General features: G+C 44.3%; 20 protein-coding genes. 12 read left to right on the top strand and 8 right to left on the bottom strand.

What is annotated here, in order from left to right; genetic code table 11:
• Positions 1-384: 384 nt before the first annotated feature.
• Positions 385-1,530 carry a Na/Pi symporter gene (locus AB4407_RS04640; RefSeq protein WP_372119129.1) on the bottom strand — a complete coding sequence of 382 codons (1,146 nt, stop codon included), beginning with the start codon at positions 1,528-1,530 and terminating at the stop codon, positions 385-387.
• 389 nt (positions 1,531-1,919) lie between these two features.
• Here AB4407_RS04640 and nhaR point away from each other — a divergent pair, with 389 nt between their 5' ends.
• Together nhaR and AB4407_RS04650 are read left to right on the top strand one after the other, a co-directional pair.
• A complete protein-coding gene (gene nhaR / locus AB4407_RS04645; protein WP_009848442.1) occupies positions 1,920-2,810 on the top strand; it encodes a transcriptional activator NhaR in 891 nt (296 codons plus the stop codon).
• Between the two features lie 100 nt (positions 2,811-2,910).
• Positions 2,911-3,204 carry an ArsR/SmtB family transcription factor gene (locus AB4407_RS04650; protein ID WP_372119132.1) on the top strand — a complete coding sequence of 98 codons (294 nt, stop codon included), beginning with the start codon at positions 2,911-2,913 and terminating at the stop codon, positions 3,202-3,204.
• Positions 3,205-3,424: 220 nt separating this feature from the next.
• On the opposite strand, the gene rpsT is transcribed toward AB4407_RS04650, so the two are convergent.
• Positions 3,425-3,685: a 30S ribosomal protein S20 gene (gene rpsT / locus AB4407_RS04655; RefSeq protein WP_012603273.1), complete on the bottom strand. Its 261-nt coding sequence runs from the start codon at positions 3,683-3,685 to the stop codon at positions 3,425-3,427.
• A gap of 250 nt (positions 3,686-3,935) precedes the next feature.
• Between rpsT and murJ the strand changes: the two genes are divergently transcribed.
• The 6 genes from murJ to ispH all read left to right on the top strand — a co-directional run bounded on the left by murJ (position 3,936) and on the right by ispH (position 11,813).
• Positions 3,936-5,498, top strand: a complete 1,563-nt coding sequence (murJ, locus tag AB4407_RS04660; protein ID WP_372119135.1) for a murein biosynthesis integral membrane protein MurJ — start codon at positions 3,936-3,938, stop codon at positions 5,496-5,498.
• 70 nt (positions 5,499-5,568) lie between these two features.
• The gene (ribF, locus tag AB4407_RS04665) at positions 5,569-6,504 is read left to right on the top strand and encodes a bifunctional riboflavin kinase/FAD synthetase (protein WP_012603275.1); all 936 of its coding nucleotides are present in this window, start codon (positions 5,569-5,571) and stop codon (positions 6,502-6,504) included.
• A gap of 63 nt (positions 6,505-6,567) precedes the next feature.
• Complete coding sequence (gene ileS / locus AB4407_RS04670) at positions 6,568-9,444, top strand: isoleucine--tRNA ligase (RefSeq protein ID WP_372119137.1); 2,877 nt, start codon at positions 6,568-6,570, stop codon at positions 9,442-9,444.
• Between the two features lie 158 nt (positions 9,445-9,602).
• Entirely contained in the window at positions 9,603-10,103 is a 501-nt protein-coding gene (lspA, locus tag AB4407_RS04675; protein ID WP_009848445.1) for a signal peptidase II, read from the top strand.
• 194 nt (positions 10,104-10,297) lie between these two features.
• A complete protein-coding gene (fkpB, locus tag AB4407_RS04680; protein WP_135382465.1) occupies positions 10,298-10,729 on the top strand; it encodes an FKBP-type peptidyl-prolyl cis-trans isomerase in 432 nt (143 codons plus the stop codon).
• A 127-nt stretch (positions 10,730-10,856) separates the two neighbouring features.
• Positions 10,857-11,813, top strand: coding sequence for a 4-hydroxy-3-methylbut-2-enyl diphosphate reductase (gene ispH / locus AB4407_RS04685; RefSeq protein WP_372119174.1), 957 nt, complete (start codon positions 10,857-10,859; stop codon positions 11,811-11,813).
• Positions 11,814-11,988: 175 nt separating this feature from the next.
• Here the strand turns inward: ispH and btsR are convergent, their stop codons facing one another.
• The 3 genes from btsR to AB4407_RS04700 all read right to left on the bottom strand — a co-directional run bounded on the left by btsR (position 11,989) and on the right by AB4407_RS04700 (position 16,239).
• Positions 11,989-12,720 (bottom strand): two-component system response regulator BtsR, encoded by a 732-nt coding sequence (btsR, locus tag AB4407_RS04690; RefSeq protein ID WP_372119140.1) that lies wholly within the window; start codon positions 12,718-12,720, stop codon positions 11,989-11,991.
• Between the two features lie 105 nt (positions 12,721-12,825).
• A complete protein-coding gene (locus tag AB4407_RS04695) occupies positions 12,826-14,496 on the bottom strand; it encodes a LytS/YhcK type 5TM receptor domain-containing protein (protein WP_372119142.1) in 1,671 nt (556 codons plus the stop codon).
• A gap of 249 nt (positions 14,497-14,745) precedes the next feature.
• On the bottom strand, positions 14,746-16,239 hold the full coding sequence (locus tag AB4407_RS04700; RefSeq protein ID WP_372048888.1) for a carbon starvation protein A: 1,494 nt from the start codon (positions 16,237-16,239) through the stop codon (positions 14,746-14,748).
• Between the two features lie 334 nt (positions 16,240-16,573).
• Here AB4407_RS04700 and AB4407_RS04705 point away from each other — a divergent pair, with 334 nt between their 5' ends.
• Positions 16,574-16,924 (top strand): DUF2799 domain-containing protein, encoded by a 351-nt coding sequence (locus tag AB4407_RS04705; protein ID WP_009848451.1) that lies wholly within the window; start codon positions 16,574-16,576, stop codon positions 16,922-16,924.
• A gap of 116 nt (positions 16,925-17,040) precedes the next feature.
• Here the strand turns inward: AB4407_RS04705 and murQ are convergent, their stop codons facing one another.
• A complete protein-coding gene (gene murQ, locus AB4407_RS04710; protein ID WP_372119145.1) occupies positions 17,041-17,961 on the bottom strand; it encodes an N-acetylmuramic acid 6-phosphate etherase in 921 nt (306 codons plus the stop codon).
• 84 nt (positions 17,962-18,045) lie between these two features.
• The gene (locus AB4407_RS04715) at positions 18,046-19,161 is read right to left on the bottom strand and encodes an anhydro-N-acetylmuramic acid kinase (RefSeq protein WP_372119148.1); all 1,116 of its coding nucleotides are present in this window, start codon (positions 19,159-19,161) and stop codon (positions 18,046-18,048) included.
• A gap of 121 nt (positions 19,162-19,282) precedes the next feature.
• On the opposite strand from AB4407_RS04715, the gene nagZ reads away from it, so the two are divergent.
• From nagZ to tyrA, 3 genes are all read left to right on the top strand, one after another.
• On the top strand, positions 19,283-20,272 hold the full coding sequence (gene nagZ, locus AB4407_RS04720) for a beta-N-acetylhexosaminidase (protein WP_372119150.1): 990 nt from the start codon (positions 19,283-19,285) through the stop codon (positions 20,270-20,272).
• Positions 20,273-20,518: 246 nt separating this feature from the next.
• Positions 20,519-21,592, top strand: coding sequence for a 3-deoxy-7-phosphoheptulonate synthase (locus tag AB4407_RS04725; RefSeq protein ID WP_017629783.1), 1,074 nt, complete (start codon positions 20,519-20,521; stop codon positions 21,590-21,592).
• 118 nt (positions 21,593-21,710) lie between these two features.
• Positions 21,711-22,838 (top strand): bifunctional chorismate mutase/prephenate dehydrogenase, encoded by a 1,128-nt coding sequence (gene tyrA, locus AB4407_RS04730; RefSeq protein WP_372119153.1) that lies wholly within the window; start codon positions 21,711-21,713, stop codon positions 22,836-22,838.
• Between the two features lie 142 nt (positions 22,839-22,980).
• Here tyrA and AB4407_RS04735 read toward each other — a convergent pair whose 3' ends face one another.
• The gene (locus AB4407_RS04735) at positions 22,981-23,991 is read right to left on the bottom strand and encodes a M23 family metallopeptidase (RefSeq protein WP_372119156.1); all 1,011 of its coding nucleotides are present in this window, start codon (positions 23,989-23,991) and stop codon (positions 22,981-22,983) included.
• Between the last annotated feature and the right edge of the window lie 21 nt (positions 23,992-24,012).

Genomic DNA, 24,012 nt, shown 5'->3' on the forward strand with positions numbered 1-24,012 from the left:
TCTAACTGATCGGCATTAGCCACTGTGCAGTCTTTTTTATATCTGCAGAGCAGTAACGAGATACACAGAGCCAAAGAAATTCTTAAGAGTGCGAGTTTTTCGGCACCTAAAACCCGAATCTGTATTTCAATTCGCCATTCCCTAGACTGACGAAGGAGGGAGTAGGGAATCTCTTTCGTGGTGTGTTTGTGGGATTCCCTATTACGCTCGTTCATCGTTGTAGGGGATGACTAGGGTATATAGACACGAGTAACCGGACTGTTCGTTATTTGTTTACCTGTGCCCCACATCTTCTTTTTGATGCTCGTATCTGCCTTTCAGAAAAGAAAAAGCCCGCAACCTAAGAGGTTGCGGGCTTTGCTATAAGCGATGTTTGTTTTGCTGCTAAGCAGTTAGAGCTAACACGGTACCAGGCAGTACAAGGAATACCGCAACAAGGTAGCCTGCGACTACAGATTTGTTCTTCACGGCCATGTCAGAAATGATGTCAGCGGCTTTCACTGGTAGTTCACGTAGGAACGGAATACCGAAGATGAATACTGTCGCCATGATGTTAAACACCAAGTGTACTAGAGCAATCTGTAGTGCGAATACTGCGAACTCACCAGATACTGCTGTAGCTGCAAGTAGAGCCGTAATACATGTACCGATGTTTGCACCCAAAGTGAATGGGTAAACGTCACGTACTTTAAGAACACCTGAGCCTACTAGTGGAACCATCAAGCTTGTTGTCGTAGAAGAAGACTGAACAAGGATAGTCACGATAGAGCCAGAAGCGATACCGTGGATTGGACCACGACCGATTGCGTTCTTTAGAATCTCACGAGCACGGCCAACCATTAGGCTCTTCATTAGCTTACCCATTACTGTGATAGCTACGAAGATAGTTGCGATACCAAGAACGATAAGCATGATGCCGCCGACAGTGTCGCCAAATGTTGATAGTGGTTCTTTAATCGCGCTTACTACAGGTTTAGTGATTGGCTTTATGAAGTTAAGCCCCTTCATGCTCATATCACCTGTTGCTAGCATTGGAGACACTAACCAGTGAGAAATCTTCTCTAGAATACCAAACGCCATCTCTAGTGGTAGGAAGATAGCAACGGCTAATAGGTTAAAGAAATCGTGAATGGTCGCACTTGCGAATGCACGTTTGAACTCATCTTTACAACGAACATGACCAAGGCTAACTAGCGTATTGGTTACTGTAGTACCAATGTTTGCACCCATGATCATAGGGATTGCTAGCTCAACAGGTAAACCACCTGCCACAAGGCCAACGATAATTGAAGTAACTGTACTTGATGATTGAATAAGGGCTGTTGCCACTAAACCAATCATTAAGCCTGCAACTGGATGTGAAGCAAATTCGAAAAGAACTTTTGCTTGCTCGCCTGTTGCCCATTTGAAGCCTGTACCAACCATTGAAACTGAAAGTAATAGTAGGTAAAGCATGAATGCCAAGTTAGCCCAGCGTAGCCAACGAGTTGTGCTCGAGATAGGCGCTGCTGCAGTAGTAGCTTGGTTCATAATGTTTTCTCCATTGGACCGTTTTAGTCTGTGTTTGGTCTGTTTGTTTAATCTGAGCGTGATGTTAGAGAACAAATATTTCAGTAATATTACATTTTGGTTTAGGTGAGACTTTTTTGTGATGATTTGCTCTTTAAATATTTGGTCTTGAAATGGTGGTGGTTTAACTTGTTGTTTTTAAGGTTTTTTGTTCGTGTTTTTGATAGGTGATATAGATCTTAAAAGTTAGAGAAAAATTGAAAATAATCGTTGAAATATTACATTATGAAATTAGACACTTCGTAAAAATAAGTAGTAATTGATAGTTAGGTGTGGTTTTTCCGAGTTTGTTGAGTGGGGAGGGCATATTTGATATAACAGGTTATCTTCTCTTTTTTTACGGCACATTTATGTCGCATCTCAACTATAACCACCTTTATTACTTCTGGATGGTTTGCAAGCAAGGCTCTGTTACTAAAGCTGCAGAAGCCCTATTCCTAACACCACAAACGGTAACTGGTCAGATAAAAGCCTTAGAAGAGCGTATGGACGGCAAGCTAACTAAGCGTAATGGTCGCAGTGTTGAGCCGACAGAGCTTGGGCAGTTGGTCTTTAAATATGCCGATCGTATGTTTGGCCTGAGTTACGAGATGCTGGATATCGTGAATTATAGCCAGCACTCCAATATTCTGTTTGATGTTGGCGTCGCGGATGCACTGTCCAAAAGATTAGTCAGCAAGATATTGATGTCGACAATCCCACCCGATAACAGCATTCATTTACGTTGCTTTGAATCGACCCATGAAATGCTACTTGAGCAACTTTCTCAGCATAAACTCGATATGATCTTATCGGATTGTCCGGTGGATTCTAGCCAAAGCCCAGGCCTGTTTAGTAAGAAGTTGGGTGAGAGTGGTATGAGCTTTTTCAGTTCAGGTAATGTTGAAGGTGTTAACTTTCCGGCTGTATTAGAACAAAAGAAACTGTTAATTCCAGGAAGTCGAACTTCGATGGGGCGTAAAGTACTGCAATGGTTTGATAGACAAGGACTTAAGCCTGATATTTTGGGTGAGTTTGATGACGCGGCATTGATGAAGGCTTTTGCTCGTTACCACCACGACGCTATTTTCTTAGCGCCTACGCTATATATGTCAGAGGTTGAAGAAGATACGTCATTGCAATTGTTGGGGGGAATTGAGGAGTTAAAAGAGGAGTACTACGTCATATTTGCTGAGAGGATGATCCAACATCCAGCAGTAAAAAATGTATGTGACGCAGATTTTAGCAAATTGTTCGAGTGAGCTTGTTTGTTAATGAATTGATATCGATTATCATGACTTCATAATCTGCCGGAAATACTGATAACCCGGACTTGGCGTAAAGGTTGTATGGAGCCAAACTATGAACTTAAAAGAGATGGAGAAGAATTCAGCACAAGCTATGATTCTACTCAAAGCCATGGCCAATGAGCGTCGCTTACAGATTCTGTGCCTATTGCATGGTACTGAGCTGTCGGTTGGGGAGTTGTGTGGCAAGTTGGAATTGAGTCAATCTGCTTTATCTCAACATCTTGCTTGGTTGAGAAGAGATGGTTTGGTCGAAACTCGCAAAGAAGCTCAAACAGTGTATTACACATTGAGCAGTGAAGAAGTAAAAGCGATGATTAACCTACTGCATGGTATGTACTGCAAGTAGTTTATTGCTGCTGTGGGAAGTAATTTCTTACCAGGGGTAGGGGCGACACAAGGAAGTGTCAGTATTTCATGTCGAACGTTAGTGCCTATCAGCAAACCGCATATCTTTAAGTAAACCAAGTAACGCTCAGCAAGAAAAATCTCTGTGTTACTCAAAATTTAGATATAAAAAAACCGGCCGAGGCCGGTTTTTTTCGTTTTGCGTTGTAATCAAATTTCTATTAAAGAGCTTTGATTGCAGCAGCGAAACGAGACTTATGACGTGCAGCTTTATTCTTATGAATAAGGCCTTTAGTCGCCATGCGGTCTAGAAGAGGTGTAACTTCTACAAGAGCAGCAGTTGCAGCTTCTTTATTGCCAGCTTCAATAGCTGCAATAGTTTTTTTCATGTAAGTGCGCATCATAGAACGACGGCTAGCATTGTGCTGGCGACGTTTCTCAGCTTGGATAGCGCGCTTCTTAGCAGATTTACTGTTTGCCAAGGTCTAACTCCCAAAAACTTAGTTCGGTGACAATTTAAGGGCGAGGACTATCCCTCATAGGCGCTTAATTGTCAAATGATTTGTGCAAAAACCAATCGTAGCCAAACAAACTTTGGTATGGAAAGGTCATCGCGGTTAAGATGGCGGGGATTCTAACAGCATTTTTAGACCAATGCTAATAAATATGCTTCTTAGGACAGGATAGTATTTATCCTCGCTTGAAAGTAATCAACCAGTGTCAGAGGTTTGTGTGAGTAAACGACTATTAAAGTCAGGCCTGATTGTCAGTGCAATGACTTTTGTTTCCCGCGTATTGGGGCTAGTACGTGATGTAGTAGTAGCAAATTTGATGGGAGCAGGAGCGAGTGCCGACGTATTTTTCTTCGCTAATAAAATCCCTAATTTCTTACGTCGACTTTTCGCAGAAGGTGCCTTTTCTCAAGCGTTTGTTCCTGTATTAACGGAATATCACGCTGCAGGTGATAAAGATAAGACTCGAGATTTAATTGCCAAAGTATCGGGCACGCTCGGGGTACTAGTTTCTATCGTCACCGTTATCGGGGTGTTAGGCTCGGGTGTCATCACCGCGATGTTTGGCGCAGGTTGGTTTATCGACTGGTTAAATGATGGCCCAGCAGCACCAAAATTTGAACTGGCGAGCTTTATGCTCAAGATTACCTTTCCTTATTTATGGTTTATCACCTTTGTTGCTTTATCTGGTGCAATCCTCAATACCATGGGCAAATTTGCGGTTTCGTCATTTACCCCTGTGTTCCTGAACGTAATGATCATAGGTTCTGCATGGTTTATCTCTCCTAATCTAGAACAACCCGAAATTGGCTTGGCCATCGGTGTGTTTCTTGGTGGCTTAGTCCAGTTCCTTTTCCAAATGCCTTTCTTGATTAAAGCTGGAGTGCTGGTTAAGCCGAAGTGGGGCTGGAGAGATCCGGGCGTCGTTAAGATCCGCACATTAATGATCCCAGCTTTGTTTGGTGTGTCAGTGAGTCAAATCAACTTGTTGTTTGATACCTTTATTGCGAGTTTCCTAGCGACGGGTTCTATCAGTTGGCTATATTACTCAGACCGATTATTGGAATTTCCACTCGGTTTGTTCGGTATTGCTATCGCGACGGTTATTCTTCCTGCTTTATCTCGTAAACACGTTGATGCTCAAGGGGAAGGGTTTGCTCATACAATGGACTGGGGCGTGCGCATGGTTTTACTGCTTGGTATTCCTGCGATGTTAGGTCTTATTGTTTTAGCGAAGCCGATGCTGATGGTGTTGTTTATGCGTGGTGAGTTTTCTCCTCATGATGTTAATCAGGCTTCCATGTCTTTGGTGGCATACGCTTCAGGCTTGCTTAACTTCATGTTGATTAAAGTGTTGGCTCCGGGCTATTACTCTCGCCAAGATACTAAAACTCCTGTGAAGTACGGCATTATCGCTATGGTCACAAACATGGTGTTCAACGCCATCTTTGCTTATTTCTATGGGTATGTTGGCTTGGCAATCGCAACGGCGTTATCTGCATTCGTGAACATGACTCTACTTTATCGTGGTCTACATATAGCGGGTGTTTATCGTTTAACCCAGACTACCTTGTTGTTTAGCCTTAAATTATTGGTATCTGGAACTGTGATGGTTGGCGTGATTTTATGGCAACTAGACAATATGCAGCTGTGGCTTGATTGGAGCTTCAACCAAAGAGCGTTGACACTAACAGGGTTGATCGCACTTGGTGGCTTTGCTTATATTGTTTCGGTAATGGTTTTAGGTATCCGAGTAAAACATTTAAAAGCAGCGACAGATTAATACTGATTAGTATATAATCCGTCGGTTTCACACAATAAATGATGCAAATAACAGGTTTTAGCTGATCACAATGGAACTGATCCGAGGTATACACAATATTAAAGCACAGCATCATGGCTGTGTATTAACCATAGGTAACTTCGATGGTGTTCATTTAGGGCATCAAGAGGTTCTGAGTCAGGTTTCTAAACAAGCTACAGCACTGGGACTCCCTTCTGTTGTCATGACGTTTGAACCGCAACCTATGGAGTTGTTTGCTAAAGGTCGAGCGCCAGCGCGTTTAACTCGCTTACGAGATAAGTACGTGCAATTGAGCAAGCTAGAGATTAGTCGTTTATTGTGTGTAAATTTCAATCAGTATTTTGCAAGCTTGTCTGCGGAAGCGTTCATTAAGGATCTTTTGGTTGATAAGCTTGGTGTGAAATTCTTGGTGGTTGGTGACGATTTTTGCTTTGGCAAAGGCCGAACAGGTAATTTCGCTATGCTTAAAGAAGCGGGCGAAAAATATGGTTTTGAGGTGGTGAGCACCCAAAGCTATTGCTTAAACCAATTACGAGTAAGCAGCACTGAGATACGAAATGCGTTAGCGGCCAATGACTTGGCTTCTAGTGCTACCATGCTTGGGCGTGACTACAGTATCAGTGGTCGTGTTTCTCATGGTCGTAAACTAGGGAGAACTATCGGTTTCCCTACCGCTAATATTCCATTAAAACGTTGTGTTTCTCCTGTGTCGGGAGTGTATGTTGTTGAAGCATTAGATATCGACGGTGTTCCTGTCGGTGGTGTTGCTAATATTGGACAACGACCAACAGTTAATGGTGTAAGGCAGCAATTAGAAGTACATTTTTTTGACTTTAAAGCCAATTTATATGGTAAACAGTTAGAAGTGCGACTTTTGCACAAACTGCGCGACGAGATAAAATTTGAGTCGTTCGACGCATTAAAGAATCAAATAGAATTGGATGCTGAAGCCGCAAGGGTGTGGCTGCTTCAGCTAAAGAATTAGTCGGATAATTCCACCGATTAACATAATGTCTAACTTCGCCCAATATAACGGAATTAAGAATCGATGAGTGATTATAAAGATACCCTGAACTTACCAGAAACAGGGTTCCCAATGCGTGGCAATCTGGCAAATCGTGAACCAGAAATGCTTAAGCGTTGGTACAAAGAAGACCTTTACGGTGAGATCCGTAAGGCAAAGAAAGGTAAAAAATCTTTCGTACTGCATGATGGCCCTCCATACGCGAACGGCGACATTCACATTGGCCACGCGCTGAACAAGATTCTTAAAGACATTATTATCAAATCTAAAACCCTTTCTGGTTTTGATGCACCGTACATCCCAGGTTGGGACTGTCACGGTCTTCCAATCGAGTTGATGGTTGAGAAGAAGAAAGGTAAGCCTGGTCAGAAGATTTCAGCGGCTGAATTCCGCGAAGAGTGTCGTAAGTACGCTGCGGGCCAAGTTGAAGGTCAGAAAGAGAGCTTCAAACGTCTTGGTATCATGGGCGAGTGGGACAAACCTTACCGCACTATGGATTTTGGCACAGAAGCGAACATCATTCGTTCTCTAGGTAAAATCGCAGACAAAGGTCACCTACTTAAAGGTTTCAAACCTGTTCACTGGTGTACTGACTGTGGTTCTGCTCTGGCTGAAGCTGAAGTTGAATACAAAGATAAAGTTTCTCCATCTATCGATGTGAAATTTACAGCAGCTGACGAAGCGGCTCTACTAGATAAATTTACTCTAGCGGAAGGTCACGCGGGTCAGGGCGAAATCTCTATCGTTATTTGGACGACAACACCATGGACTCTGCCGGCTAACCGCGCAGTATGTCTACGTGATGATCTTGAATACGTACTTATCCAAGTTGAAGCGAATGGCGAACAGCCAGCTCAACGTATTGTTGTTGCTTCTGAACTAGCAAAAGACGTAATGGATCGTGCGGGTATCGAGCACTTCCATAACCTTGGTTTTGCTACTGGTGCTGATCTTGAGCTTTCTCAATTCAACCACCCGTTCTACAACTTTACGGTTCCTGCTGTTCTTGGCGACCACGTTACAACTGACTCTGGTACTGGTGTGGTTCATACCGCTCCTGGTCACGGTCAAGAGGATTTCGTGGTTGGTAAGAAGTACAACCTAGAAATTGCTAACCCAGTAGGTTCTAACGGCGTTTACCTGCCAGATACTGAGCTATTTGCTGGTCAGCACGTATTCAAAGCGAACGACTCTGTTTTAGAAGTTCTAAAAGAGAAGGGTGCACTACTGCATCACCACGCTTACGAGCACAGCTACCCACACTGTTGGAGACACAAAACTCCAATCATCTTCCGTGCAACACCACAATGGTTCATCTCTATGGATCAAGCTGGCCTACGTGCAAAAGCACTAGAGTCAACGAAGAGTGTTGAATGGATGCCAGAATGGGGTCAAAGCCGTATCGAAGGTATGATCGAAGGTCGCCCTGAGTGGTGTATCTCTCGTCAACGTACTTGGGGTGTGCCAATTGCTCTGTTCGTTCATAAAGAAACATCAGAACTTCACCCAGATAGCCCAGCTCTTATTGAAAAAGTAGCGAAGCTTGTGGAAGAAAAAGGCATTCAAGCTTGGTGGGATGTAGATGCTGCTGAACTGATGGGTGCTGAAGACGCTGACAAGTACGAGAAAGTACTTGATACGCTAGACGTATGGTTCGACTCAGGTGTAACGCACTTCTCTGTTGTTGACTCTCGTGAAGAGTACAACTTCCCGAATGAAGAAAGAACGCACAGTGCTGATCTTTACCTTGAAGGTTCTGACCAACACCGTGGCTGGTTCCAGTCTTCTTTGATTTCATCTATCGCGATGAAAGACGAAGCACCATACAAGCAAGTGCTAACGCACGGTTTCGTGGTTGATGGTAACGGCCGTAAGATGTCTAAATCTATCGGTAACGTTGTTGCTCCTAAAGATGTAACAAACAAGCTAGGCGCAGATATTCTACGTCTATGGGTTGCTTCTACGGATTACACTAACGAAGTTGCGGTTTCTGACGAGATCCTTAAGCGTTCTGCTGATGCATACCGTCGTATTCGTAACACTGCTCGTTTCTTCCTAGCGAACTTGAACGGTTTCAACCCTGAAACTGACCTAGTTCCTGCTGAAGAAATGGTAGCACTTGATCGCTGGGCTGTTGGCCGTGCTCAAGCTGCACAAGAAGAGATCGTTAAAGCATACGGTGAGTACAACACTCACGGTGTGACTCAACGTCTAATGCAGTTCTGTTCTATCGAAATGGGTTCTTTCTACCTAGACGTGATTAAAGACCGTCAGTACACAGCGAAACAGGGCAGCCATGCTCAACGTAGCTGTCAAACGGCGCTTTACTACATCGTAGAAGCTCTAGTTCGTTGGATGGCTCCTATCATGTCGTTCACTGCAGATGAAATCTGGAACGAGATGCCAGGCTCTTTACCAACTGGAGAGCAGCGCGACACGTTTGTATTCACAGGCGAGTGGTTCGAAGGCCTATTTGGTCTTGCTGACGACGAAGAGCTAAGCAACGAATTCTGGACTGAAATCCAGTCAGTTCGTGGCGCAGTGAACAAGCTTCTTGAAGATGCTCGTAAAGAGAAAACAATCGGTGGCGCTCTGCAGGCTGAAGTTACTCTATACGCTGACGATGCACTAGCGGCTAAAATCAACAAGCTAGAAGATGAGCTACGTTTCGTACTTATTACTTCTGCTGCGGTTGTTAAGCCGCTTAGCGATAAGTCTGATACAGCTCAAGCGACAGACGTTGAAGGTCTGTACGTTGAAGTTGCAGCAACTGAAGCTGAGAAGTGTGACCGTTGCTGGCACCACACTCCAGATGTAGGCACAATTGAAGGTCACGAGAAAGTTTGTGGTCGTTGTGTGTCGAACATCGACGGTGAAGGCGAAGTGCGTAAGTACGCATAACGACTCAGAGAAATACTGAACTTTTTGTAAAAATCATAGCCCCAGTACCAACTGGGGTTATTTTTAATTATAGGAAATGTGTTTAGCCAAGTTTGGTAATCAAGGTCACTTAAATTGAGTAACAGTGAATACCAACTTCGTAAATACTAGGAATAGAAATGAGTGAAGTTTCGTTAAAACAATCTGGTGTGCGTTGGTTATGGTTGGCCCTACTGGTCTTCCTTGCTGATATCGGTATCAAACTCTTTGTTATGGACAACATGGGTTATGGCTGGGCAAACCGCATTGAGGTGTTGCCATTCTTTAACTTTTTGTACGTGCATAACTACGGTGCAGCATTTAGCTTCTTGAGTGATCAAAGTGGTTGGCAGCGCTGGTTATTTACTGGTATCGCATTTGCGGTAACGGGGATGCTGACGTACTGGATGAGCAAGCTACCAGCAACAGATAAGTGGAACAACATTGCTTATGCGATCATCATTGGTGGCGCTGTTGGTAACGTGTTCGACCGTGTTGTACATGGCTTTGTCGTCGATTACTTAGACTTCTATTGGGGTACTTACCACTGGCCTGCATTTAACCTAGCGGATATGGGAATCTGTATCGGCGCCGCGATGATCATCTTAGATGGTTTCCGTAAGAAAGATGAAAGCCAATAGACTACTCAGACATTAATGAGTATCAAGCAAATCGCTTTGTAATAGATTGTCCTAAAGTCAGCCTATGACTCACAGAATAGAATAGCCCTAAGCGCTGTCGGTTGATTCCGACGGCGCTTTTTTTTATGCTGCAACTAATATGAGAGCAAAGCAAAATGCATTCTCAAATAATAAAGAAATCTAAGGAAAGTAATGTGGCAGCAATTAAAAATGATTCAGCAGTAACTCTACATTTTACGATTAAAATGAAGGATGGTTCAGTTGCCGATAGCACCGAAAATATGGGCAAGCCTGCAAAGTTCGTGATGGGTGATGGCAGCCTAAGTGAGAACTTTGAACAGTGTCTGATTGGCCTTGAAACGGGGACTGAAAAGTCTATCGAATTGAAGGCGGAAGACGCGTTTGGTATGCCAAATCCAGATCATATTCATCATATGGATCGTGCTAAGTTTGTTGGCGATTCTGAAGTCGAGGTTGGCACTATTATGGCTTTCTCTGGTCCTGATGGTATGGAAATTCCAGGTATTATCACTGAGATCGCGGGTGATTCAGTGACGGTTGATTTTAATCATCCATTAGCAGGCCAAGACGTTACGTTTGACGTCAACATCTTAGCGGTGGAATAACGATAGAATAACATCGCCTTACAGGTGTGGCACAACCCAGAGCTTCACTGTCTAGGCGCTTCACTGTAGAATGCGAACCTCGCTGACAGCGAACTCTATAGAAACAACCTTAGTACCGCGGTAAATGATGAGCAATGAAATGAAAATAATGTTAGCTAACCCTCGTGGCTTTTGTGCCGGTGTCGATCGTGCGATCAGCATCGTAGAGCGCGCACTGGAAATGTATCAGCCACCGATCTATGTTCGCCATGAAGTGGTGCATAACCGCTTTGTTGTTGAGGGGCTCAAGCAGCGTGGTGCTATTTTTGTCGAAGAGTTAAGTGAAGTACCAGACGATAACATCGTGATCTTCTCGGCTCACGGTGTTTCTCAAGCGGTTCGTAAAGAAGCGAAAGAACGCGAGTTAACGGTATTTGATGCGACGTGTCCTTTGGTGACTAAAGTTCATATGGAGGTTGCTCGAGCGAGCCGCAAACATATGGAAGTGGTATTGATTGGTCACACTGGTCACCCTGAAGTGGAAGGCACTATGGGTCAGTACGCTAGCCAAACCGGTGGCATGTACTTAGTTGAAAGACCAGAGGACGTACAGAACCTAGTGGTGAACGATCCGAGTAATTTGCACTATGTTAGCCAAACCACGTTGTCAGTTGATGAAACCGCAGATGTGATTGAAGAGTTACGTCGCGTATTCCCTGATATCCAAGGGCCACGTAAAGACGATATCTGCTACGCAACACAAAACCGTCAAGACGCAATTCGCGAGATGGCCGGTGATGTTGATGTCGTGATAGTTGTTGGCTCTAAGAACTCATCGAACTCTACTCGTTTAAAAGAGCTAGCTGAGAAGCTAGGCACGCCAGGTTATCTAACCGACTGTCCTGAAGACATTCAAACTGAATGGGTTGAAGGGAAAAAGAAAATTGGTGTGACAGCGGGTGCTTCAGCGCCTGAAGAGCTAGTAAACCAAATCTTAGATCGTATTCGTGAGCTAGGTGCAACCGAAGTTGAAGAGATTCAAGGTCGTGAAGAGAACATGTTCTTCGAAGTACCAAAAGAGCTGCAGATTAAGCAAGTCGACTAGTCTCTATTGATTGGTGACCAAATCGATTCGTAAGTATTATCGATTCGTAAGCGCTATCGATTTGTAAACACTATCGATTTGTAAACACTATCGATTTGTAAACAGCAGGAAGCCAACGTTGATGCGTTGGCTTTTTTGATCGTGCTTTGGAACAAGGCGTCTACTCTCTAACGGGTTACTGGAGACCGAGTTGTTCTTTTAAAGCCTTTAGGTAACGACGACTGACAGGCACTTCAAAGCCGGTCAGCGTGATGATCTCGGCCAATCCATTTTCTAACAATTTGATCTCTTGGATCGATTTTATGTTGATCAAATACTGTCGATGACAACGGATCAAGTCGGTTTTTTCTTCCAAGATCTTCAAGGTTAATTGTGAGGTGGCGGTTTGTGATGAGCTACGAACATGCACACCACTGATATCAGAATAAGCGCACTCGACCGTTTGGCTTGCCATGATCACAATGCGGTTGTGGCCGATACACGGGATCTGCTCTAAGTGGCAGGGAGCAATCGCTGAGATATCTTGTTCTGGCGCTTTTTGGTTTTGTTTGATGACTTTATTCAGACGACAAACACTCTTATTTAATCGACAAGGCTCGACTGGCTTTAGTAGGTAATCAAAAGCATTATCTTCAAAGGCTTGAATAGCATATTGGTCGTAGGCGGTGACGAATACCACGTAGGGCATGGTTTCCGGGTCAAGCATACTCAACAATTCAATACCGGTGACCTGAGGCATTTGAATGTCCAAATACACCACATCAGGCTTGAGAAGGTTGATCTGCTTAAGTCCTTCAATTGCGTTACTCGCTTGACCAATGACTTCGACTTCTCCGGTTTCGGTCAGAAGTTCAATCAGCTCTTCTCGAGCAAAAAGCTCATCATCGACAACTAATGCCTTTAACATCCTACAATCTTCATTTTGGTTCTATCCCTGCTTGTTTCACGCTTTTCTTTTAAATGACGGCTTCTAAATGTTTCAACTCGGAGTGATTCGTCTCCGAAAATGCCCTTATTTCAGTATAGGTATGATAAAGCTCATTCGAGTAAATTGCTGTGGTTGAGATTCTATTTTTAGTGCTGAATCTTGTCCAAAGAAATTAGTGAGTCGTTTATCAACAATCTCCATGCCTAATCCAACGTGATCTTGGGATGGCTTCTGATAATTACCAGCATTGTCCTCAACGATTAACTTGAATCCACCCACGAAAGCCTCGCTATAGATCTTCACTTTTCCGCCTTCCAGCATGTTAGAAATCCCATGTTTGATGGCATTTTCTACTAGCGGTTGTAGGGTAAAGCTTGGCAGTTGCGACTCATACAGTTGTGGGTCGATATCCCATTCAACTTCTAATCGGTCAGTAAAACGTGCTTTTTCAATAGTTAGGTACGCATTGACGTGCGCCAGTTCGTCTTTGAGTTTCACGGTATTGATGTTTTGCTTCAGATTACTTCTAAAGAAGTGAGACAGATGCTGGATCAGTTCTCGTGCTTTGTCGGGGTCACGGCGTGTTACTGCGCTGATGGTGTTAAGCGCATTGAACAAGAAGTGAGGGTTCACCTGTGCATGCAGCAGTTTGATTTCCGCTTGGGTGAGCAGAGTTTGCTGTTGCTGATAATTACTAAACAATATTTGGCTTGATAAAAGCTGAGCGATACCTTCACCCATTGACATATTGATGGTCGAGAATAGTTTCAGTTTTGGTTCATACAGTTTAATGGTGCCGACTACTTCATTTCCCGCGCGCAGTGGAATAATAAGCGCAGAGCCTAATTTACAATCTTGCGATAAGGAGCATTGGTATGGGTTCTCTTTACCATCAAGGTAGATGATGTCGTTCTGTTCCATCGAAGTGAGCGTGCTCTGCGATGAAATAGGGGTGTTCGGAATATGGTGTTCATCACCAATGCCGATGAACGCGAGGATTTTTTCTCGGTCGGTGATCGCCACCGCACCAACGTTGGTTTCTTCGTAAATGATACGCACGATTCTTTGCGCATTATCTGAATTGAAGCCACCATGCAAAATACCCACTGAACGCTCGGCAATGGTTAATGCGCGGCGTGAGAAAGTTGCCGAATATTTCTCGAAGATGGTTTTTCGGTCTTGGATGATGCTCATGAACAGTGCCGCACCCACAGAGTTAGCAATGATCATTGGCGCGGCAATATCAGAAACCAGAGCGTAGGACTGCTCAAATGGTTTCGCGACCGCTAACAGAATTAGCATCTGAATAATTTCTGCAAACAGGGTTACCGAGAAAACCACCAACGGATTAAACAGTTGGCTGGCTTTGTTCTTTCTGACTAAGTAAACATGCAATAGGCCACCAATCAAGCCCTCTGCGGTGGTTGAAATGGCACAAGCTAAGTCTGTGAAGCCGCCTAATGAATAACGATGGATACCACCGGTAAATCCGACGGCAAAGCCGACTACAGGGCCGCCAAACAAACCACCCATCACGGCACCCATCGCACGTGTGTTGGCTATGGCGTCATTAATCTGCAGCCCAAAATAGGTGCCCATAATACAGAACAGGGAAAACAGAACATAACAGCTGACTTTATGACTCAAGCGCGAAGATATACTCAATAAAGGGAGAATCAGTGGGGTCTTACTTAGCATGTAAGCAATCACTAAGTAGACACAGGTTTGTTGCAGCAGAGAGAGAATGAGTTCCATATTTTCACCTATTGAGACGCTTGTTAAGTGTAAAGCTCATTGCGTGGTAACGGTAGCTTTGCTTGTGTTTTCGTTGGTTATATCGAGCGACGATTGTTTTTCAATGCTGAGATACAGTAAAGCCCATCACAGAGGACGGGCTTTAGTCTTAATATCCACGAATCACTGGGTGATTACGGGAACAAGCGAAGTGTTTTTGGCTTTCTTATTCTCCTCTTTCTATGAAGAGTGAGAATGTTTCGGGGAAAACTAAGCTGTTTTTGTTACGGGCTTTGCTTCCTTTTCTGATTCGTCATCAGCAAGGTCGATATCGCCTTTGCCTTTTGAAATTTTGATAACGTAAGCTGCAATTCCGAATGCACTCACCACGCCGATGATGGTTGAAAGTTGCATTGGCAGACCGAAGCCTAGCTGACTGTTGTTCAGGATGAATGTGATACACACAGATGTCATGAACACAGCTGGAACCGTTGTTACCCAGTGCAGTTTATTGTGACGAAGTAGGTAAGCCGAAGCTGTCCATAGCATCATGACTGCTGTTGATTGGTTAGCAAAACCGAAGTAACGCCAGATGATACCGAAATCTACTTGAGTCAGGATACCACCGATAACGAACAGTGGTAGAGCCATCAGTAGGCGGTTACGCAGTGTTTTCTGTTCCATGTTGAAGTATTCAGCAAGGATAAGACGGCTTGAACGGAACGCTGTGTCACCAGAAGTGATAGGTAGGATAACCACGCCAAGGAAAGCAAGGATACCGCCAAATACACCCAGTAGGCCAAATGAAGCGCTGTATACCACGTTACCTGGGCCGCCGTTTGCAATCGCGTCAGATAAAGACTCAACTGAACCGAAGAATGACAGAGCAAGCGCACACCAGATTAGAGCGATGATGCCTTCACCAATCATTGCACCGTAAAATACGAAGCGACCGTTCTTCTCGTTTTCCATACAACGCGCCATCAAAGGAGACTGAGTTGCGTGGAAGCCAGAAATAGCACCACATGCGATAGTGATGAATAGAGCAGGCCAAAGTGGTAGGTCATTCGGGTTCATGTTGGTGAACATGTCTTTCATCTCGAAGCCACCCATGATTTGGTGCTCGTCAGACAGACCAATCGCAGTGATTAGGCCAACAGACATAAAGATAAGTAGTGCACCGAACAGTGGGTAGAAGCGGCCAATGATTTTATCGACAGGGACAATCGTTGCGATGATGTAGTAAGCAAAGATGATAACAACCATGGTTGTTGCAGACATCGCGAAATCAGTTTGGTCGTTGACTAGGTTAGTGATCATGCCTGCTGGAGCAGAAACGAATACCACACCAACAAGAAGCAGTAGAACAATGGCAAAGATGTTCATAAAGTGTTTTGCGCCATTGCCTAGATAACGTCCAGTGATGGTTGGAACCGAAGCACCACCATTACGGATAGATAACATACCTGAGAAGTAGTCGTGTACTGCACCTGCAAAGATACAACCTAGAACGATCCAAAGCATTGCTGCTGGGCCGTAAAGAGCACCCATGATAGGGCCGAAGATTGGACCGACGCCTGCAATGTTAAGCAGCTGAACTAGGTAAACCTTTGGCGTCGACATAGGAACGTAGTCCACGCCGTCTTGCTTGGTGTGAGCGGGTGTTTGACGCTTTTCATTGACACCGAATATCTTTTCGATAAAGGCACCGTAAATAAAGTAGCCACCAATGAGTGCTGCAACACAGGTAAGAAACCACATCATAATTTGTTATCCCTGAATGTATTAATTAAGTCAGGGTGTATATTAAAGGAGTGTATGAGAAGAAACTTCCGCTACTGGAGTGAGTGGTCGAATAGCTAATTAAGTGGTGTTATAACCGGTTTAGTGGTTTGTGAGCTTTGCGGGGCGGTTGGTTACTGGTGATGAGAAGTGTCATGCTTCTAGTTAGTGGTGACTTATCAGCTTTAAGCGGTAATCAATAAATATCAACGGCAGATAACAGACATAAGTGGACATCAGTCAGTGTTCAGCGGAGAATCGCCACAAAGGCAGCGCTTCGTCAGGAAGTGGTGAAGTAACAATATAAAGGATTGAAATGAAAAAAATAATCGCACTATTCGCCGTGGCATTTAGCCTTGCAGGATGCAGCGCCAATGTTCAAGATTTAGCGGCCGAAGGCAATTGGCAAGAGATTGGTTATCGTGATGGTATTAAAGGCCACACTCAGCGTTCTTATTCAGATATGGCCGAGCTTGGCGGAGTCGATCAAGCTAGCTATACAGAAGGTTACCATTTAGGTGTGACGGAATATTGTAATCCGAACCATGCTTATCAAATTGGTTTATCTGGTCAGGTGTATGAAGGCGTGTGTTCTGGTACGGAAGACGCTCAACGTTTCCGTATGGAATGGCAACGTGGCTGGGATGAGTTCTCAAACGACTATTAAGCCCAAGCTAGCGATAATAAATTAAAACTAAAAAAGACCAGTACCGCATGTGTACTGGTCTTTTTGTATGTCGTTAAAGTCACTCTCTAAATGAGAAGCTACAAACAGAATTGAGATTACTGATTATTCTCGACTGCTTTTCTCAGGAAGCCATTTTGCTTATCAAGCTGAGCTTTGGCCAATTCTAAATCTAGCCCTGTTAGAATCATCAAAATCGATAACTTCACATCGTAATCAGTTGTTTTAAGTGTCGAGACTGCCAGTGCCTTATCACACTCTGTTGCTTGAATAACGATACGAGCAGCGCGGGCAACTAACTTTTCATTGGTCGCTTTTACGTCGACCATCAGATTTTGGTAGCTCTTACCGATACGAATCATGCTCGCAGTCGTCAGCATATTTAGCACCAATTTTTGTGCGGTCCCTGATTTGAGTCGTGTTGATCCAGTCAAGGCCTCTGGGCCAACCACTGGGCTTATCGCGATTTGAGCGATCTCAGCTATCGGTGAATCTGGATTACAAGACAGCGCAACCGTCACCGCACCAAGCTGATTCGCGTAATTAAGCGCACCAATCACGTAAGGTGTACGACCGCTTGCTGCGATGCCTACCACGACATCATTTTCTGTAAATTGAATGGCTTTCAGGTCTTCAATACCGAGAGTCAGCGAATCTTCTGCTCCCTCTTTGGCTTTTAAAATCGCTTCTGGTCCGCCAGCGATTAAGCCGATAACCATTTTGTCTGAAACACCGAAAGTCGGTGGGCATTCTGATGCGTCTAATACACCTAATCGACCACTGGTACCCGCACCCATATAAATCAGTCGGCCGCCGTTTTGAAAAGCGTGAGCGATTTTATCAACCGCTTTCGCGATCTGTGGCAATTCGGCTTCGATCGCCAGTGGTACCTGTTTATCTTGTAGGTTAATCTTTTCGACCACTTCGAAAGAGGTGAGTAGATCAATATCCATAGTGTCAGGGTTTCTCCCCTCCGAAACGAGGTGCGAGAGCGCTGATATGAGAGCGTCGTTACTCATAATGATCCTTAAATGGTGATTCTAAAATTTTTTTAGACAGTATCGCGAAGTCAGTATTGTTACTAAGTTAGCACGGCTATCAAGTTAATCTGCACGATAAAGAACGCCTAGAGAGGCCGCTCTGCTCGCGCCAGTCACTTCTGGTAAATTGCTTGGCAGTTGATGAACATGACGTTGAGCAAGCCACGCAAAGGCCATAGCTTCCATATAATCGGCATCAACGCCTTTACTGGTGGTTGACTCAACCTCCCAGCCAGGCAGCAGTTCAGACAGTCTCTTCATCAACAGTGGATTTCTCGTACCCCCGCCACACACATAGAGCGCAGGTTGGTTACCCAAGCGATAAGTCTCCACTTCATCCACTATCGTCAATGCAGTGTATTCACAAAGTGTGTGCTGAACATCTTCTGCTGCAAGGTCTTTAAATTCTGTTAATTGTTGCTCTAACCACGGTAGATTAAATAGCTCCCTGCCAGTGCTTTTCGGTGGCACTTGAGATAGATAAGATTCGTTCAACAGCAGTTCGAGCAAGGCTTGATTGAGTTGGCCTTTAAGTGCGAATTGCGCATCACGGTCAAACTTCTCACCCGTGTGTTTATCTACCCAAGCATCCATCAACATGTTGCCGGGGCCTGTATCATAACCAAGAGTAGGCTGATTCGGGCGCAGCACTGAAATATTCGAGATACCACCAATATTCAAGACTACAACCGAGCTGTCTCGCGGGTGAAAAATCGTATGGTGAAACGCTGGTACTAATGGCGCACCTTGTCCGCCAAGCGCCATGTCTTTGCGTCTGAAATCGGCTACTGTTTGAATCTGTGTTTTAGCGGCAATGATATTGGCGTCACCCAATTGCATGGTAAATGGCGAATTACCGGTTGGCTGGTGGAATACTGTTTGGCCATGGTTCCCAATCGCAGTCACAGAAGATGCAGGCGTATCTGACTTGTCGAGAAGTTGCAAAACCGCATCAGCAAATAGATGACCAAGCTGGTGGTCTAGTTCGCCAATCGCAATCAAATCCGTTTTCTGACCAATACAAACTTCAAGCAGACGCGCTTTGAGATCATCAGGCATTGGGAACTCATCATGAGCGAGCAATGTGATGCGCGAATCTTCAATCGACACTAAGGCGGTATCAACACCGTCCATACTCGTCCCCGACATCACACCGATATACAGTTCTTTACGATCCATTCCTAAGCTCTTGCACTGCATTCTTAAAGTCTTCCACAGATTGATTTAAAAACATTGTAAAGCAAATTTAAAGAGAATAATCTCGGGAAGTTTATGAAATTAGGTTTAATAAGGGATAAATATGGGACCGTTGTGGGTAGATGTTGCGGGCTATGAGCTAACTGCTGAAGACAGAGAAATTTTAGAGCACCCAACCGTTGGTGGTCTCATCTTATTTGCTCGAAACTACCACGATAGCAAACAGCTTTCGGCGTTAAACAAAGAGATCCGCAAGGTAGCGAAACGTCCTATTTTGATTGGCGTTGACCAAGAAGGTGGCCGAGTTCAGCGTTTTCGCGATGGCTTTTCAATTATCCCCGCAGCTCAAGAGTTCGCGACTAAAAATCATGGCGAACAGTTAGCAGAACAAGCCGGTTGGTTGATGGCGGCGGAATTGATTGCCCATGATATCGATCTGAGCTTTGCGCCGGTATTAGACAAAGGCCACGACTGTAAAGCGATTGGTAGCCGAGCGTTTGGTGAAGATATTGATACCATCGTTCGTCATAGCAGCGCGTTCATCAAAGGCATGAAGTCGGTCGGCATGGCGACAACAGGAAAGCACTTCCCTGGACACGGTGGCGTAATTGCTGACTCACACTTAGAGACGCCATATGACCCTAGAGGCGACATCTTTGAAACCGACATGGCCATTTTCAAGGCGCAAATTGAAGCCGGAATATTGGATGCTATGATGCCTGCACATGTGGTGTTCTCTCATTATGATGATCAACCAGCAAGTGGCTCTCAGTATTGGCTACAGAAAGTATTGAGACAAAAACTTGGCTTTAAAGGCCTAATATTCTCGGACGACTTAACCATGGAAGGTGCTGCTATTATGGGCGGACCAGCCGACAGAGCGAAAGCGGCCTTGAATGCGGGCTGTGACATGGTGCTGATGTGTAATAAGCGAGATGCACAAATTGAGGCTCTTGATCATTTAGCGATTCAAGAGGTGCCTTTAGCCAACTCATTGCTTAAAAAGCACAGCTTTGATTTATCGACGCTTCACTCGGATAGTCGATGGAAAGAGGCCTCAGAGCAAATTAAGCGAATGTTAAACGCTGGGTGATAAATAAACACTCTATAAGTTTGAAGAAGGCGATATGAGAAATATCGCCTTTTTTGTATGTGTGAGGTGTAGTTTAAGCTGGTTTGTGTATCAGAGTGAATTAAAGAAGGTGTGTAAATTTTAATTTACAGTAAATGTTTTTTATTGTTTACACTTGCAATCGTTTTTGTAGCTGTTATTGTGTTTTTAAAGATTGTCAGCCCAAATGGAAATGTTGGGTGTAAAAATAAATATACAGGTTGAGTTATGCAGAAAAGTGAATTAAGCAATGTCAATATCATCGACGAACAGGTACTGATTACTCCTGAGGAGTTAAAAGCAAAACTGCCTTTGAGTGATAATGCTCGTCGTTTCATTCAAGAGTCTCGTCAAACTATCGCAAACATCATTCATAAGAAAGATCATCGTATGCTTGTTGTATGTGGTCCATGTTCTATCCATGACATTGAAGCTGCGAAAGAGTACGCGAAACGCCTAAAAGCACTTTCTGAAGAACTGAGCGATCAACTGTATATTGTAATGCGTGTTTACTTTGAAAAGCCTCGTACTACTGTTGGCTGGAAAGGTTTGATTAATGACCCTCATCTAGATGGCACTTTCGATATTGAGCATGGTCTGCATGTTGGTCGTGAGTTACTTGTTGAACTTGCTGAGATGGAAATCCCACTAGCGACGGAAGCGCTAGACCCAATCAGTCCGCAATACCTAGCAGATACCTTCAGCTGGGCGGCGATTGGCGCACGTACGACTGAATCTCAAACTCACCGTGAAATGGCAAGTGGTCTTTCAATGCCAATCGGCTTCAAAAACGGTACCGATGGCAACTTAGGTACCGCAATCAATGCAATGCAGGCAGCTTCTTCTAGCCACCGCTTCATGGGTATTAGCCGCGAAGGTCAAGTTGCACTACTTACGACTCAAGGTAACCCAAATGGTCACGTTATTTTACGTGGCGGTAAGCAAACGAACTACGATTCAGTATCGGTACACGAATGTGAACAAGAGCTTGGTAAATCAGGCTTAGAAGCGGCACTGATGGTTGACTGTAGCCACGCGAACTCTCGTAAAGATTTCCGTCGTCAACCGCTGGTGGCCGAAGATGTCATTCATCAGATTCGTGAAGGTAATAAGTCGATTATCGGCCTGATGATTGAGAGCCATATTAACGAAGGAAACCAATCTTCAGATATACCTCTCAATGAGATGAAATACGGCGTATCTATTACCGACGCATGTATCAATTGGGATTCAACTGAGGCACTATTGAAACATGCACATACGGAATTAGTCCCGTTCTTAGAGAACCGTTTGAAAGGTTAGTCAGAGTTTTAAATTTAAGTGCCTCATCTAATGGGGCATTTTGAGCTCTGTTGCTAACGAACCTGCGCCTATGGGGGCTTATGGATTAGCACGGGCTTATAGATGAGTAAGGAATAAAATGGCCGTTGAACTGAACGAATTACGCGACCAAATCGATGCTGTCGATAAACAAATGTTGGATTTACTGGCTCAACGACTGGCTCTAGTAGAGAAAGTCGGTGAAGTAAAAAGTGAACATGGTTTACCTATTTATGTACCGGAACGTGAAGCCGCGATGTTGGCATCTCGTCGTCAAGAAGCCGAGAAAATAGGAGTACCACCGCAGTTAATCGAAGATATTTTACGTCGTACGATGCGTGAGTCTTATGCCAGTGAAAAAGATTCTGGTTTTAAGTGCCTTAACCCAGAGTTACGTTCAGTGGTTATCGTTGGTGGTAATGGTCAGCTTGGTGGTCTGTTTGGACGAATGTTCAAGCTTTCTGGTTACGAAGTGAAAATCCTTGGCAGCCAAGATTGGGATAAAGCCGATGAGATCTTAGATAATGCTGGCCTTGTGGTTGTCACGGTTCCAATTCACCTGACAGAAGGTGTGATTGCGCAGCTGGGTAACCTACCAAGCGATTGTATTCTTTGTGATTTGACGTCGATTAAATCAAAGCCTCTACAAGCCATGATGAACATGCATCAAGGCCCTGTGGTTGGGTTGCACCCAATGTTTGGTCCAGATGTTCCAAGCCTTGCGAAACAAGTGATTGTTTACAGTGATGGGCGTGGCTCTGAAAGCTACCAATGGTTGCTGAATCAATTTGGTATTTGGGGCGCGAGCCTTTGCCAGATGGATGCTGCGGAACACGATCACGGTATGACTCTGATTCAAGCTCTTCGTCACTTCACCTCTTTTGCTTACGGCTTACACCTAAGTAAAGAGAACCCGAACATTGATCAGCTTCTTAAGTTAAGCTCGCCAATCTACCGACTGGAGATTGCGATGGTTGGTCGTCTGTTTGCTCAAGACCCGAACTTGTACGGTGATATCATTCTTTCTTCAGATGAGAACATTGAGATGATTCGACGTTTCCATAGTCGTTTCGGTGAAGCATTGGAAATCTTGGATGGGAAAGATAAAGCTAAATTCGTTGATAGCTTTAATCAAGTCAGTGATTGGTTTGGCGATTACTCGCAGCAGTTCTTGCAAGAGAGCCAAAGTCTTCTAAAACAAGCACATGACTCGATTCATCGTGGTTAATACGATTTGAAGTCATAAAAAAGAGCGACCATTTGGTCGCTCTTTTTGTTTGTGCTGAACGCTATGAAAGCATTTGGTCTACTGTAGGCTAAAAGCAATTAGATCATCATAGGCCAAATCAACATCCCTCAAGAACCAATAACTAGTTAGTCGTGATAGGTTTCTTACTATCTTCACTCGATACGGTGTCTATGGTCGAGCTAATGTAAGGCACGTTAGTCAGGTTGATCTGCAAGCGAACCACATTATCAATCAGTTGAACCAATGGACCCCACTTAACCTTTTTCTCTTTCTCGAACACGTAGTTGAAGTTCTCAGGTGTCCAATCCATCAAGTATTGAGGGTTCAATGAACGACCAAGGAAGCGTACCTCATAGTGCAAGTGTGGCCCGGTTGAGTTACCTGAGTTACCACAGCTCGCAATCACATCGCCTTTACTCACAAATTGACCGCTACGTACTTTGAACTTCTGTAGGTGCGCATAAGAGCTCATGAAGCCGAATGAGTGACGCATCGTTATAAAGTTACCGAAGCCTTTCTTACTTGGGCGCACGGTTTCAATTACGCCATCTGCTGGCGCGATAATATCTTCACCACGCTTACACGTTAGGTCGATACCAGTATGAACGTGGCGTTTACCTGTTATAGGGTTAGAGCGACGACCATAAGAGGATGATATGCGTTGATAAGCCATAGGGCTGTCATTTGGAATCAAACGAAACATTGTGGCTCTGACTGCCGAATCTACTGCAGCTGCATCAATTCGGTCTTCTAAAGAGACGTCATCAGTAAGCTGCTCTTCATCGGTCAGGCCAAGCACTGATTCCACATCAAATACACGCTTACCAAGTAACTGAATAGTGCCTTCTTTCTCGGTTAATGCTTGAGACAGTGAGTGATTGGTTTCTACCTGCTCAGCGTAAAGAAAGTCGGTTTGTTCTTTTTCAACAATCAGTGTTTCAATCAATTGTTGTGCATCATCGGCTTGGAGGGCGAGCTCTTGTTTGCCCTCAAAGTGCATGTATGCGGCTCCGCCAATCAATAGAGGCACTGAAAAAATTGCGGTAGTACATAGTAGTACGGCTTTTCGACCGAAATAAAACGTCTGATCCCCTTGGGTTAAGGGGATTGTAATGGAAACTTTCTTAGACATGGTTCTGTATTAACTAAATGC

Origin of the sequence: Vibrio sp. 10N.261.46.E11 (genome assembly GCF_041472735.1) — a bacterium.
In the GTDB taxonomy this organism is placed as follows: domain Bacteria; phylum Pseudomonadota; class Gammaproteobacteria; order Enterobacterales; family Vibrionaceae; genus Vibrio.